At 42.9% G+C, this 12,731-nt stretch carries 16 protein-coding genes and 1 pseudogene; 3 read left to right on the top strand and 14 right to left on the bottom strand.

The genetic code is table 11. The features are described 5' to 3' along the window. Nucleotides 1-445: 445 nt before the first annotated feature. On the bottom strand, nucleotides 446-1,804 hold the full coding sequence (locus AB1L08_RS19400; protein ID WP_326168735.1) for a transposase: 1,359 nt from the start codon (nucleotides 1,802-1,804) through the stop codon (nucleotides 446-448). 641 nt (nucleotides 1,805-2,445) lie between these two features. On the opposite strand from AB1L08_RS19400, the gene AB1L08_RS19410 reads away from it, so the two are divergent. The 3 genes from AB1L08_RS19410 to AB1L08_RS19420 all read left to right on the top strand — a co-directional run bounded on the left by AB1L08_RS19410 (nucleotide 2,446) and on the right by AB1L08_RS19420 (nucleotide 4,659). Further along, nucleotides 2,446-2,700, top strand: a complete 255-nt coding sequence (locus tag AB1L08_RS19410) for a helix-turn-helix domain-containing protein (protein WP_095314275.1) — start codon at nucleotides 2,446-2,448, stop codon at nucleotides 2,698-2,700. A 523-nt stretch (nucleotides 2,701-3,223) separates the two neighbouring features. Continuing rightward, entirely contained in the window at nucleotides 3,224-3,409 is a 186-nt protein-coding gene (locus AB1L08_RS19415) for a DUF3173 domain-containing protein (RefSeq protein ID WP_413066288.1), read from the top strand. A 38-nt stretch (nucleotides 3,410-3,447) separates the two neighbouring features. Continuing rightward, complete coding sequence (locus AB1L08_RS19420; RefSeq protein ID WP_158322910.1) at nucleotides 3,448-4,659, top strand: tyrosine-type recombinase/integrase; 1,212 nt, start codon at nucleotides 3,448-3,450, stop codon at nucleotides 4,657-4,659. A gap of 56 nt (nucleotides 4,660-4,715) precedes the next feature. Here AB1L08_RS19420 and AB1L08_RS19425 read toward each other — a convergent pair. From AB1L08_RS19425 to AB1L08_RS19485, 13 genes and pseudogenes are all read right to left on the bottom strand, one after another. Then, a pseudogene (locus AB1L08_RS19425) lies at nucleotides 4,716-4,769 on the bottom strand (GMP synthase (glutamine-hydrolyzing)); the annotation flags it as partial. 202 nt (nucleotides 4,770-4,971) lie between these two features. Then, complete coding sequence (locus AB1L08_RS19430; protein WP_413066289.1) at nucleotides 4,972-5,544, bottom strand: Ntn hydrolase family protein; 573 nt, start codon at nucleotides 5,542-5,544, stop codon at nucleotides 4,972-4,974. Continuing rightward, entirely contained in the window at nucleotides 5,544-6,374 is an 831-nt protein-coding gene (locus tag AB1L08_RS19435) for a hypothetical protein (protein ID WP_413066290.1), read from the bottom strand. Before AB1L08_RS19435 ends, AB1L08_RS19430 begins: the two co-directional genes overlap by 1 nt. 65 nt (nucleotides 6,375-6,439) lie before the next feature. Then, nucleotides 6,440-7,252, bottom strand: coding sequence for a hypothetical protein (locus AB1L08_RS19440; RefSeq protein ID WP_413066291.1), 813 nt, complete (start codon nucleotides 7,250-7,252; stop codon nucleotides 6,440-6,442). After that, entirely contained in the window at nucleotides 7,252-7,674 is a 423-nt protein-coding gene (locus AB1L08_RS19445; protein ID WP_413066292.1) for a hypothetical protein, read from the bottom strand. The genes AB1L08_RS19440 and AB1L08_RS19445 overlap by 1 nt, the downstream gene beginning before the upstream one ends. 168 nt (nucleotides 7,675-7,842) lie before the next feature. Continuing rightward, nucleotides 7,843-8,487 carry a hypothetical protein gene (locus tag AB1L08_RS19450; protein ID WP_413066293.1) on the bottom strand — a complete coding sequence of 215 codons (645 nt, stop codon included), beginning with the start codon at nucleotides 8,485-8,487 and terminating at the stop codon, nucleotides 7,843-7,845. Between the two features lie 4 nt (nucleotides 8,488-8,491). Continuing rightward, nucleotides 8,492-8,716, bottom strand: a complete 225-nt coding sequence (locus AB1L08_RS19455) for a hypothetical protein (protein ID WP_144461148.1) — start codon at nucleotides 8,714-8,716, stop codon at nucleotides 8,492-8,494. After that, nucleotides 8,713-9,306: an HNH endonuclease signature motif containing protein gene (locus AB1L08_RS19460; RefSeq protein WP_413066294.1), complete on the bottom strand. Its 594-nt coding sequence runs from the start codon at nucleotides 9,304-9,306 to the stop codon at nucleotides 8,713-8,715. The genes AB1L08_RS19455 and AB1L08_RS19460 overlap by 4 nt, the downstream gene beginning before the upstream one ends. Before the next feature lie 120 nt (nucleotides 9,307-9,426). Then, complete coding sequence (locus tag AB1L08_RS19465; protein WP_212966419.1) at nucleotides 9,427-9,573, bottom strand: hypothetical protein; 147 nt, start codon at nucleotides 9,571-9,573, stop codon at nucleotides 9,427-9,429. Nucleotides 9,574-9,676: 103 nt separating this feature from the next. Further along, the gene (locus AB1L08_RS19470) at nucleotides 9,677-9,898 is read right to left on the bottom strand and encodes a helix-turn-helix domain-containing protein (protein ID WP_413066295.1); all 222 of its coding nucleotides are present in this window, start codon (nucleotides 9,896-9,898) and stop codon (nucleotides 9,677-9,679) included. A gap of 40 nt (nucleotides 9,899-9,938) precedes the next feature. Then, on the bottom strand, nucleotides 9,939-10,673 hold the full coding sequence (locus AB1L08_RS19475; RefSeq protein ID WP_413066296.1) for a hypothetical protein: 735 nt from the start codon (nucleotides 10,671-10,673) through the stop codon (nucleotides 9,939-9,941). A gap of 17 nt (nucleotides 10,674-10,690) precedes the next feature. After that, on the bottom strand, nucleotides 10,691-10,867 hold the full coding sequence (locus AB1L08_RS19480) for a hypothetical protein (RefSeq protein WP_340083814.1): 177 nt from the start codon (nucleotides 10,865-10,867) through the stop codon (nucleotides 10,691-10,693). Nucleotides 10,868-10,893: 26 nt separating this feature from the next. Then, on the bottom strand, nucleotides 10,894-11,835 hold the full coding sequence (locus tag AB1L08_RS19485) for a hypothetical protein (RefSeq protein ID WP_413066297.1): 942 nt from the start codon (nucleotides 11,833-11,835) through the stop codon (nucleotides 10,894-10,896). Between the last annotated feature and the right edge of the window lie 896 nt (nucleotides 11,836-12,731).

A 12,731-nucleotide genomic window follows, 5' to 3' on the forward strand; every position in this document is an offset into this window, starting at 1 on the left:
GTTGGGGGAAAATTTTTTTATGCCTTCGTTCTAGCCCTTGGACTGTTTGGATTTACGAGACATCGCAATTAGCTTCTACTACAACTCCTTGATCTATGTTTTGTCTAACATGTTCCCAAGCCTCCCTTTTTATGTTCTTACTATTTTATTTAGCTGGACCTTTCATGTTTAATTACGTTTAACAGATAAGAAATGACTTTAAAAAACTTTATTTTTGTATTATTCATTATTTTGTTCGATCAGTTTTTATGGAATTGTAATAAAATAGAGTTTGACATTTAAAGTATTTCTTCTTTTGGTCCTTTATATTAAATATTAAAAATGATTCTACCCAACTGTTAATATTCAGTTGTGTGAATCGATTTCATAATTGACGTTTTTGAAAATGGATTGAGTTACCCTACGATGTTTTTTAATGTTTTTTTAAAAAGGTATTGCGATTTAATCACGCTGTTTTTAACGAATGTTGCTCCATTTCTAGTCTGATCCGGTCTGCGGCTAATTTTGAGGCATTGTAAACAAGCGTCACCAATTGGAAGTGAAGCCTGGCTTTCTTACCGGTCCGATGACGGACATTATTGAGTCCAAAGAATTCCTTTAAGTACGCATTAACCCGTTCAACAGCTGTGCGTTCCTTGTAAAGTTCATTCCACTTTTTCGAACCTCTAGCCGGATGTGTGTACTTGCGGATATCCGTCGATTGCCTGATCTTAAAGGTCATTTGACAAAGGGAATCGAGTCGCAATGGGCAAACTGTACATTCTTTTGGACGTGTGTATTTCAGTGTCTTGTACTTCTGGTCGAAGCTGTCGTAACGATAAGAATGTTCCCGGACGCATGTAGGTGCGAAATGTTCATCGTATCCAACTACTTCCCTTTCATTGCGCTGGTTATATGGGATGACAGCCTGTAGATTCTGATTGATTAATTGCTGATATATGGGCTCATAATCATAACCTGCATCGAAAAGACAGGCGGTAAATAAAGCTGGAAGATCCCGATCAATTTTCTTCAATAATGGGATGGCTGCCTTCCCATCATTGAGATTTCCTGACGTCATTATAACCGTTAGAATGTATTGACTCTTTGTGCTGACGGCTAAATGTCCTTTATAACCAAACCAGAAGGTATTTTTCCCATCACTGTTTTTCTTGATTCCCCATTTTGGTTCGATGGGAGCTTCTTTATACAACGTTTCCACTGATTCGGATAGCTGGTGAACAATCTCTTTCTCATAAATCGGGCGTGCGTTTTCGGCAGCCTGTTTTTCCTTTAACCATTGCTCTCGTTCCACCTTCGGCTTGCGTCCGCGCTTTTTCGGTGTCTGCTTTTCTTTCTTTTTGGAGGCTTGCGCACGATCTCTTGCCTCAAAATGCGTGGCATCGAAGGCGATGTTTTCATCGCTGATATGCCCCTCGTTGATGGCAAGTAGAATCAGTTCATCATGGATATGTGTCATCACATTTGGTTCGCTGATGACAGTAATCATCCTTGAATAGGAGGCTTCAGATGGAATTTGGTCCGAGTGAAGAAACCCACAGTCATATCGAAAAACCGGGTCACGTTTTAACCGTTTGATTAGGTCCTTGATTGTCACGATACGCTCCACCACACGAGCGATAAGTGAATAGACCATGGCACCATAATTCAGTTCTCTTGGGGCACCTACTTTTTTTGGTTTATCGAAAAGATTCCAAAAAGGATTCAGATCGATTGTCGAAAAAACAGCCTCAAAGTGGTGGGTAGGTTCCAACTCATATAATTCATGCATGTCAAATAGGCTTGGTTGACGTATAATGGACATAGGGCATCTCTCCAGTCTGTTATGTTTGTGTGGTAACTTACATTATACAGGATTTGGGGAGGTGCCTATTTTTTACGTCTTGAAAGCCTTGAGCCCCAAGGGCTCGGGATTATGAAATTAACTCGTGTTATTGTTTTTTTAAAAATTTTTCTCTGATTTTTGGCATTTTACAAAAAAACTTGTTGAAGGTAATGAAAGGGGAAATCATCACCCATCTTTGCAGTTTCGAAGAGAGTTGAGTGTATGGTACCGAACGGCAGGTGCGTTGTGCATTTAACGCTTTTTGTAAGCGAGTACTGAAAAATGAAGCAATCAACATATACAAAGAAAGGCAGAAACGGAGATAACATTTTCAAATTTAACACCGCTAGAAGAAAAACAGCTCTATACCTTAGACAAACACTAAAAGGGAGAAGAAATAGAAGGACTTCAAGTAGCTGGTAAGAGAATTACTCCTACACTTCTTGCAAAAGCGATGCATAGCTTGCCAGTTGAGAAGCGTACTATCATCCTACTATACTACTTTTTTAATCTTTCTGATGTAAAAATTGATCAATTGTTCAACATTCCACGTTAGTACTGTACAGTATAGGCGAACGAGTTCTTTAAACCGTTAAGACGTTTTTTGGAGGAACATGCAGATGAATGGGATGATTAATACTAATACGGAAAGAAATGAGCGTGGCTTGTTGCCGTATCCAATCATTTTAGCTGCAAATAAGGGTGAGCTAGAAGCAATGAAAGTAGTTGTTCTACATTATAGAAGCTATATGACAAGTTTATCCATGTGTAAGCTCCGTGATGAACAAGGAAACACTTATTGGGGCATCGATGAAGATACACGCGAACGCTTACGAACGAAGCTTATGCAATCTGTTTTAGCTTTCAAAATTTGAATACAGAATGGTTAGGTTTTCCCTTTCATTAATCATATATTTGTTCTTTGACAAAGAAAGCACGGAAGATTACGCCGTGCAGTATAAGCAAAAAATCAGATACGTTCTACTGATGATGAGCCACTTGATTCATACGCCATGACTTTCGTTAGAAACGAGCGATAATCTATGAATCTAATGTAATCGTGGTGGATTGCTGGCGATAACCCATCAGTTAGGATAATGATACTCCCCTATCGTCATGGTTCGAGCGTTTGAACCGTCGCAAGCTATGAGTAGGGCTGGAAGAAATACTTGCAGGGGTGAAATTCCCGTGGAGCTGCACCAGCAGCCGTCTGATTTTTGATATTCAATTTAGCAAGATAGGTTAAAGTAACCATCACTATCAAGTTATGACATTAAATCCTTTTTATTTTAGTGCAAGAGCCAAATTCACGCAACGTATTAGAATTAGTTTTATAGACGCGATATAATAATAGACAGATATCAAATAGCATATCCTAGTCTATGGAAAGGAGTTCATATGTTCACAGTCACTAAAAAAGACTTGATAGCACTAGGTTATGGTCCCTCTTTTTCAGCTGATATCATTAGAGAGTGTAAAAAACTAATGATTTCAAAAGGGCATACGTATTATCAATCTAAAAAGTTAGATCGTGTTCCTAAAGAAGCTGTAGAGGAAGTATTAGGGATAACTTTAGATGTGTGATTTGTACTTCTTGCACTAATTGCGTAAGGAGTGAAATCATGACTAAAGATATCGTCAAAAAGGCAAAGAACGGAACTTATTATTTTAGGGCAAATTTAGGATATCACCCCATCACTGGCAAGCAAATTCAGAAGTACCGCAGTGGTTTTAAGACAAAAAAAGAAGCAAGGGAAGAATATTCGAGGTTACTGCTTACAAAGTCAGACGCATTAGAAGAAAAGCAAGATGACGTTTTATTCCAACATTTTATTGAAGATATTTTCTTACCTTGGTATAAAACACAAGTAAAAGGAAGAACGTACGATAATCGATTACCAACTGTAAGAAAACATTTCACTTTTTTTAATAACTTAATCACAACAGAAATTACCCCGATTCATGTTCAAAAATGGCAATTAGCGTTATCTAAAAAGAAGTATCGTTCTTCTTATATTAGAAATGTTCAAGGGTTGTTTTCTATGGCAATGGATCGAGCTGTTGTTTTAGGGTTAGCTGAAAATAATCCATCAAAAATTGTAGGTAATGTGAAGAAAACAAAGACAAAAATAGACTTTTGGACAAAAGAGGAATTTGAAAAAGTCATCTCTCTTTTCTATAAAGAAGATTATTATCAACATTTTTTATTTATTTCATTGTGGTTTTTATTTATGACAGGCATGCGAATTGGAGAAGCCACTGCGGTTCAATGGGAAGATATTGACTTTGACAAAGGTCTGTTATATATCGATAAAACACTTTACTATAAGAATTTGGATAATTATTCTTTTGTAGAACCAAAAACAAAGGCTAGTGTTCGTCATATTGCATTAGATGGAGATACATTAACGTTACTTCGCGAATGGAAGGACGTGCAGCAATCTGTCGTTCAAACCAATTTTGTAATGAGCTATAATGGTATCCCCACACAAAAGCATACGTTAGCGAATGCCATTACACGTTTTTCAAAAAAAGCTGGGGTTCATCGAATTAGATTACATGCTTTAAGACATTCTCACGCTTCTTTGCTTATTAGTATGGGCGAAAACCCATTAATCATTAAAGACCGCCTAGGGCATGAAGATATTGAAACGACACTTGGCACCTACGGACATTTGTATCCAAACAGTAACTTTGAAGTAGCCTATAAATTAGAAGGTATTATGTCTTACCAAACAGCAACAGAAAATGAAGATACTTCACCCAAGAATCAATTCACTGCTCGTTACCTACGTAAAGGTTTAAAAACAAATAATGCAATAACAATGCAATGAAAATAGAGTAAAGAGCCGAAACCCTTGTAAACAAAGGGGTTTCAGCTCTCCTTCTACTACTCCCACTCAATCGTCGCTGGCGGCTTGCTTGTGATATCATAAACGACTGCGCTATATCAACGTTTCTCACGGTACTATACGTCTGTCTTTTACTTTAAATCGTTGATAGTCTCCGTTAGCTTACACGGAAATATCTAACGTTGTTTATAGTATATCGTACCGCTTATAATATGCAAGTGTTTTTCGGTAGGTAATTCGCTAAAAACGCCCCTAGAGACATAAAAAAAAGACGAGCCAGCCGAAGCCAGCCCGTTAAGCACCTACGATTAAAACTCCTACGTCGCACGCCGGACTAACGTCACTGTCTACGGCAGCAACTCGCTCATTTACCGTCTTTGCAAGCTCCGCACATGCCTCCGGGCTTAGTACGTCGATCTTAGCGAGTTCTTCCTCGATAAACGGCTCCGGACAAGTATTAGCGAAGACTAGGCGCCAGTCCATGCGCCCAGGCTCAACCGTCACTATTACCGGATCATACCCACTATCGTGCGTTAATTCGATTATGACCGGTTTGCCCTTATCGTCTAGCCCTGCGATTAAAAGGCGCTGCTGTGTATCGACCTTAGACCGTCGTTGCAGCCAGCGTCGACATTGGCGGGCCACTTCGTTAGGACTTGCGTCGTTCAAGCCGCGCTTTTCTAGGTGTTCCCGCAACTTTTTCGATATATCATAGTCGCCCGTATATCCGATAATCACTCGGTCATTAATAGAAAATACCTTATGGGCATCATCGAAAAATACTTCGTTGTCTTTAATATGGACGCGTCTATGATCCCCGCTTATTATAATGAAGTGTTCCGTTATATATGCGCAAACGAGCGACATTAGGCGTTTACACCTCCGCGACTCTGCATGAAAAACTGTACCATCAACTGCGCGTGAATCCTTCCGAGATCGTTAGGCGTAATCTCGACGGTATGCCAACCGCGCTGTACCCGCTTTTCCGAATCTAGCGCCAGGTACGGAATCAAGTCGAGCGAATCGCCGCTAGTTGCCGTATGTGGAATCGCCTTACCATCGACTTTAATCGTTACTTTCGTTGGCATACGACTTATTTTAAAAATCCCGTAATCGATTCCGTGTGTATGGTCAGGTATCGAGATATTATGCTGATGATCCGGTATATCGATTTGATGCGAGTGACTCGGAATGTCTATTTCGTGCGTGTGATTCGGTATGTTGACGGTATGCGAGTGATTCGGAATATCGAAACTGTGCGTGTGCGACGGTATGCTAACGCTATGGGTATGTGAAGGTATATTAACGGTATGACTATGGTTAAAATGATTTCCGGACAAAGCGACTTCGTGAACGTGATACTCCATTCCGCTCCCAGTAAGCTCCGGCACACCTGTCATAAGGTGCAAGGCCGCAAACGTTTTACTACTAGTAGATTCCGTCGCGCCTCCGCCGCTTGAACTAGTCTGCGAACTACCCCCGCCGCTTGCCGTCGACTTCGCCACGCCTCCGCCTGAGCTACTTGTCGCCTTCGTGCCTCCACCACTAGACGTAGACTTGACGACCGCACCGCCGGAACTTGTCGATTTGATTAAAGCACCGCCCGCCGCTGTTGACGTAACAATGGCGCCGCCGCCGACGGTAGCCCTCGAATATATCCTATAATAATCGTAATCTAATGCTAATGCTGCACCCATTATATCTCCTCCAGTTTTTTAATATTTTTCTTCCAAAAAATTCGGGCCAGCGCACCGACATTTTATTATTTCCTTTTCGCCATGTCCTTGCCGAACTCACTTTGTCCGCTCGTCGGCGTAGCCATTTCGAATTTACCTAACTCGCCTTTCGCCGCGCTTAGTTGCTCGTCCTCATGTATAAAATAAGGACTTCCTATGCCCGATAATACGTGTTCTCGGAGCGGGCGCACCGAATGTTTTACCGGCTTTGTCTGCGCTTCAATTTCGTTAGCTTTCCGTATTGCTTCCGCTTTTTCTTTCTGTAATCTCGACATTTCACCGGTAATAGCTTCGTCATTATGAACGCCCGTGGGCCGGGCCATATCGAATAGCTTACGGTCGAGTTCTTGCGCTTGCCCGCGCAGTCGCTCTGATTCACGCTTTAACGAAAGTTCGAGCGGACTTATCGCTTCGTTGACTTCGTTCTGCAATTTAGAACATTCGGAAACTAAAGAGTGGTGATCCGTCAATAGCATTAAGTATGTTCGCTTTGTTTCTTCGATTTTCTTCCTAAGTTTCTCGTCCTCTCTCTGTTTCTTTTCGAAGGTTTCGAACGCTTCCTTACGGATTTTTTCAGCGAAAGGCAAGCACTCTTGCGGATCATGCATGATTTTGGCTTTGCGCTGATATTCCGTAATTTCTAGCTTGCGCCGGCTGCTTACGATTTCCTTATCGACTTTTTCGAGTTTCTTTTCGTCGCCGTCGGCAAGTGCGCCGAGCCTTTCGTTTTCTAGTTCTTCCAGCTTCGCTTTTAATTCCGATTCTTGCTTCGTCATTTCCTCGTAAGATTTCTTTTTCGTCTGCTGCCATTCGTAAAATTCCCGAAGTGCTTTTAACATTAATTATCGTCCTCCATCGCTTGTAGTCTCGTCTGAATCGCCACGATGTCCGCCAGCTTGCGGTGATCTTTCTTAGGAATCTTTTGACCCTCGTACTGCGTCCCGTTTACATCATCCGTTAGCTCTTTAAGTGACGCCTGTAATTCCGCTTTAGTCATATAATCTAGCGGATTGACGGGCTTGTTTGCTTCGTAATCTCCCTCGCTGATCTGCGTTGATATTTGTGCTAAACGGGACCTAGCCGCCTTGTACTCGCTGTCTGTAACGTCTCTATATGGACGGGGCGTGCTGTCATATCGACGGATAATCGCCATTGTATCTAGTTTTTCACGCTCTAGTTGTGCCCGCTTTTCCGACCATTCCTCTTTTAGTTTGGCTGCTTTGGCTTCCGCCTGTTCGATTAGTGCCTCGTAATTGCTCATTCTATCGTCTCCTTTTTTTATAATGAATCGCCCGTTAATCGCTTGGCCGCGTCGCCCGAGGATCGTTTATGTTTGCCTAGCGGCTCCTGTTCGGGCGCTTCGTTTATTGTTTGGAGCATGTACCGTTCCCACCCGCTGGCGCCGTTCGGCTTTTTGCGTCGATGAAAGTCACGTTCCGGTCTTAGCTGTTGGTTCTTCTTTTTCGCCATTGTACGCTGCCCTCGCCTTCAACTTGGCCGCCCTTGACCGCACCGCTGAAAAATCCAGCTTACCTACGTCAATATCAGCGCCTTTTAAGTCGGCCAGTTCTTCGATGTCGCGCCAGGCATAGCGAATGGCCGTATTATCACGCTCTCCCATTTCCTCGACAACTTCGCGTATCTCCGCGGCTACTTCGTTTTCGTATCCGATAAATTGCCAGCTCCCTAGATGCTGTTTGCCCTTTTTACCGTCCATACCAACGAAAAGTACACCGTTTGAAGTATTAATCGAGTAGGCAACGAGAAAGAGGGTCGGCGCGTTCTTTTGCTTATATTGGGCGCCGGTGTAATGCTTGCCGTCCTTCATGACTTCGATACTGGCTGCTGGCTCCGCATGTCCGATCCGCTTTATCGCTTCGTCGTAGCCCTGCCCGATAAAATAAACCTCGCCGGAATCATTGCGGACAATGTAGCGCTCGTTGGCGTCTATTTCGATAATTGCCCGATTGTCCCGGAACATTGGAGCGAGATGGCCATTCCGACTTTCCCTAAATTGGCGAATATGACTTTCGGTTTGATGCGAGATTGACTTTTCCTCATAAACACAAAACATTCGCTCACTCCTTCGAAATTAAAGGCTTGAATAGGCGTACTTGGTTTCTGTCCGCTATACCTTCGACCGCAATAATTCGTCCTTCGTCGTCAACTTCCGTCCGATGAATTGCAGCCCGTTCGATTAACTGCCGAATATGAGGCGGGTATGTTGAGTAAACCCGCCAATGTCCCGCGGCAACATCGTATAGGTAAAGCGTCTCTTGCTCCGGTTTGGAATAATAACTCAACTTACCGCCAACCTTTCCGCTGCCTTATCGCACCATCTACTAAACTCTTCCATTACATATTCAGCGTATCGTTGGGTAAAATCTCGAGTGATTTCTTCGACTGGCTGACCGTTTACAAGCGCGAGATAATGGACAAGTTTCACGAACCGTTCGTCGGTAAATTGGTCGCCTCTCTTCTCGAAGAAGAACGCAATTAACGGCTTGTTTCCTTTGCTCGAGTTATCAGAAGGGCATGATAAGACGAGATTCGAAATGTGATGTCTGCCTCCATCGCTAACCGGTATTACATGGTCGATATGATGAGCGCGCCCGTTTTCGTCCTCTTTTGTTCCGCAGTAGATACACTCTCCGTCGAAAGCCATATAAAGCGCCTGTAACTCTTTGCGTGTTACCTCTAAAGGGATTCCGTCCTCTTGCGCCCTTCTTTTTAACCCCCGAAATGTCCGACTTGCTCGATCATCTAGTGTGTACTTACACTCTCGACAACGGTGAGTACGGCCGCTCCTGACGCGGCTATCCCTTTCGAATAGCTCCAACGGCTTGACTTCGTTACATAGGCGGCATGTGCGCGTTTCGGTTTGCTTAGTCATGCGCGCTCACCGCCTTTTCTCATGGCGTCAATTTTGGCGTCAATGCGTCCTAGTAAGTAATAAATATCGAAGATAGTTAGTTTCTTTTTCGTTTCCATTCCGTTCCTCTCCATTCCGTTTTCAGTTAGTTTTTAGTCCAAGTTCCTTCTCGATTTCCTGCATAACTTTGGCGATCTCGCGGTGCACATACGTTTTATCAGTCCGCTGTAAAATAGCGAGCGCCTGTAAGTATGCCGCAAGTGCCTGCGCCTTGCTGTTCCCGTCCATTCCGTTCCTCCTCTCCGAAAAATATCGTTTACCCTCCGGCCCGCGCCATCATCGGATATTTTAAATAACGCTTGACAAACGCTCCGAAATTGGTAAAATATAATTATGATGGGGTATTCTGATTAAATTTTTCCATGAACAAATAAAAATCATCATCTAACTCCATTTCAAGACGCGCGAGCTTTGCCCGTACATAATCGGACACGTCCCGACCACCTTGTTCGATAATACACACGGTGCCGACCGAAACACCGAGCCGCTTGGCAAACTCCGCCATAGACAGGCCGAGATAATGTCTGATTGCTTTCACCTTGTTAGCGTTCATTATATAAACCCTCCTTTTATTCATTCTCACCGCTAAAAAATTAACGGGAAATTGTCCCGTTTCCTACATTTAACGGGGTTTCTCCGACGCTTTGAAGCAGCTTTTCCGAATATTCGTTCGTTTCTTTTTCGATTTCTTCTGCCCTTTTCGCCCGTTCTTCATTCGCCCTATTTCGCTTGCCTCCTGCGTCCTCAATTTCAGTTAAAACTTCTGTTAAAATATGCGGATCGAAAATACGTTCATGCTCCCGATAACCCTTTTCCTTCTCTACTTTTCTCGGGCTACTATAAGCCGTCGGCGGCAAATACGTTCCGGTACGTTCGAAGTCCTTTAAAGCTGCATCCTCTAGTTTCCGGCAATCCTCCGAGCAATAAACCTGATTCTTGCGGCGCGGTTTGAAGTAGTTCAAACAAAAACGATGTTTGCACGGTTTGAATGTCCAGCGAATTTCTTTAAGTTCTGCGCGCGTGATTTCCCCTGCTTCGTACCGATCAAGCAACCAACCTACTAACTCCGATAACGGAAAGATAGATTTCGCTACATATTGGCGCTCGAGTTCTGCCCATTCTTCGCGCGTACGGCTGGCGATTTGCTCACGCTCGATATTCTCTGCGATATGATCGTAAATGTCTCCGATTATCTCTTGCTCGTATGTTGTTGGCTCATAGTCAGCCAAAGCGTGATTCAGTCCCTCGACATCCGTTACTCCGGCGCGTTGGTATTTCATTCGAATATCATATAGTTTGTTATTTTTAGATGTTTTGGTTGTTGTCATTAGTCGTTATCCCCTTCTTAGTCGTTTTTGTGCGATAGTTCCCGCAATGCTTTTCTAAATTCCGGCGTATCTTCGAAAATAAAGGCGGCCTGCCCTCGCTTTTTAGATGACGGCTTAAACTCGACCGGCACGAAGCCAGCCTTGAGTAGCCTGTCCGCCATGAAAATATTAATGATCGCTTTATACTGCGTCATTTCATTACCACTCCTTCCGTTTTACTTTAGTTGAATAGTGCCTTTACAGCTTTTAACGAATCACCATTTCCTGCGAAGATAACCCGCGGATTAATTACGATTCTATATTTCCGCCTGTCATGCGGATTTTCGAAGAATCCAAACACTGGCTTTCCGTCGACTTTAATTCTATTTAAAGTCCGCTTTAAACTGGACGCATCAACATAGCCTAATAATTTAGCTAAATCGTCAAGGTTCATCGGTTGTATTAGGTCCTCGTCTGTTTCTTCCGGGTTAAAACTTACGATATTAGTATCAAAATTTAAAAACGGAATAACGGAATAAATTACAGATAGTTGCGCCAGCGTCCGCCCTTTGAATTGCTTATATAAATCTCGTACCGTTTCCTTGAAGATGCGCGTATATCTAAAATCGGAAATATCATAAGGATGTTTCTTCATCTCCCCTCGATAAAATACCGTTGGATTGATGAATAATTCACCCGTTTCTACTTCGCGTATGATTCCTTCATCTTCTAGCCGTCTGAAAAACTCTTTAAATCGCTTCGTGCTCATCTCGACCAATCCTTCGAGCTTTTTACGGTCAATAATGCGCCCGTTTTCCGCTTGCAGCCGGTTTGTTTCCCACGCGATAAATGTTCCGATAAATAGTAATCTCGCAGTATCTTGCTTAGTTAACGTTGGAAAACGCTGCTCGATCGTGTTAAGCTGTTTAAAGAACGCGATTATAAATCCTCCGTTCTCGATCTCATGCTGCGATAGCTCGTCGACAGCTTTTAGCCTGCGCACTTGCTTTTCCGTTGCCTTAATACCTACGTCGACTATATGGGAAACATCTTCGCCCGTTTTGTTGTATGTTGCTACACCGTCCTTGAAGGTAACGTCCCTCATTATCGACTCTGCCCGGCGTCTAACTTTCGGATTTAAGTCCTTCCAAATTCGTGTTTGATCGTGTTTTTCGATAGCCATTCCGCACCATCTCCTTAGGATTTTTAAAATTACCTTGAATTGACGTCCCATTATCGGCAAATTACCTTGAATTGACGTCCACCCCTAAAAGCGCCTTGAAGCCAATAGCACCAAGGGTTACAGCGTTTTTAGCAAGTTCTTATATATCTCATCAGTCATAAACCTCCGCTTTTAAAACCTCCGAAAAGTAATATAGAGACCGGATATTATCGTTGGTTTACGTTGTTTGTCTACAAACATTTAAAACATACCGTTTTCAGGCTATCGCCTTCAAACGGAACGAACTTTATAAAAACCTTTCGAAAATATCTAATAACCTCCGAAAAATAATAGATACCGCCATTTCCGTATTATCGGAGGTCTTTAATATTCGATAGAATCCGTTATTAATAGACTGATTCCGGGAGGAACTTGTTCCGACCGGTATGTTTTAAGGTTTTAATCTCTTGAATTGTCGACAATTATCGCCTAAGTAGCGTCTTCCTCCTTCTTAAACTTTAAAGCGTCCGTAGTAGCCGCCTGCCAGTATTTCGTTAGCCCCTCCGGATCGTCCATAAAAGGCCCGTCTAGTAGGGCGTCAATTGCTAGGTGTAGTATCGACCGAATACATTCATCATCGGGGCAAACTGTTATTTCTTGGCCGATTCCGTGCCAAACGCCGCCTTGCCCGTAATGGTTGCCACAGACTGCGCATTTATACAGACGCTCACCTGTTAGGCTGGAAAGCTCTGAATACCTCATACTATCGACTCCTTTTTTCGAAATATTTTCCGCTTGACTTCCGGCATCTTATCCGATATGATAAAATTGAGATATTACACGCTAACCTGTATCAATAAAAAACACGAAACACACCTCCGCTGTTATAGTTAAATGGCTACGGCTTATTTAAAGCG

The organism is Siminovitchia jepli, from assembly GCF_047228825.1.
Classification (GTDB): Bacteria; Bacillota; Bacilli; order Bacillales; family Bacillaceae_C; genus Siminovitchia.

Bases quoted from the DNA above. Each gene is read 5' to 3' on its own strand.
- AB1L08_RS19400 (WP_326168735.1), bottom strand. From the start codon at position 1,804: ATGTCCATTATACGTCAACCAAGCCTATTTGACATGCATGAATTATAT.
- AB1L08_RS19410 (WP_095314275.1), top strand. From the start codon at position 2,446: ATGAATGGGATGATTAATACTAATACGGAAAGAAATGAGCGTGGCTTG.
- AB1L08_RS19415 (WP_413066288.1), top strand. From the start codon at position 3,224: ATGTTCACAGTCACTAAAAAAGACTTGATAGCACTAGGTTATGGTCCC.
- AB1L08_RS19420 (WP_158322910.1), top strand. From the start codon at position 3,448: ATGACTAAAGATATCGTCAAAAAGGCAAAGAACGGAACTTATTATTTT.
- AB1L08_RS19430 (WP_413066289.1), bottom strand. From the start codon at position 5,544: ATGTCGCTCGTTTGCGCATATATAACGGAACACTTCATTATAATAAGC.
- AB1L08_RS19435 (WP_413066290.1), bottom strand. From the start codon at position 6,374: ATGGGTGCAGCATTAGCATTAGATTACGATTATTATAGGATATATTCG.
- AB1L08_RS19440 (WP_413066291.1), bottom strand. From the start codon at position 7,252: ATGTTAAAAGCACTTCGGGAATTTTACGAATGGCAGCAGACGAAAAAG.
- AB1L08_RS19445 (WP_413066292.1), bottom strand. From the start codon at position 7,674: ATGAGCAATTACGAGGCACTAATCGAACAGGCGGAAGCCAAAGCAGCC.
- AB1L08_RS19450 (WP_413066293.1), bottom strand. From the start codon at position 8,487: ATGTTTTGTGTTTATGAGGAAAAGTCAATCTCGCATCAAACCGAAAGT.
- AB1L08_RS19460 (WP_413066294.1), bottom strand. From the start codon at position 9,306: ATGACTAAGCAAACCGAAACGCGCACATGCCGCCTATGTAACGAAGTC.
- AB1L08_RS19465 (WP_212966419.1), bottom strand. From the start codon at position 9,573: ATGGACGGGAACAGCAAGGCGCAGGCACTTGCGGCATACTTACAGGCG.
- AB1L08_RS19470 (WP_413066295.1), bottom strand. From the start codon at position 9,898: ATGAACGCTAACAAGGTGAAAGCAATCAGACATTATCTCGGCCTGTCT.
- AB1L08_RS19475 (WP_413066296.1), bottom strand. From the start codon at position 10,673: ATGACAACAACCAAAACATCTAAAAATAACAAACTATATGATATTCGA.
- AB1L08_RS19480 (WP_340083814.1), bottom strand. From the start codon at position 10,867: ATGACGCAGTATAAAGCGATCATTAATATTTTCATGGCGGACAGGCTA.
- AB1L08_RS19485 (WP_413066297.1), bottom strand. From the start codon at position 11,835: ATGGCTATCGAAAAACACGATCAAACACGAATTTGGAAGGACTTAAAT.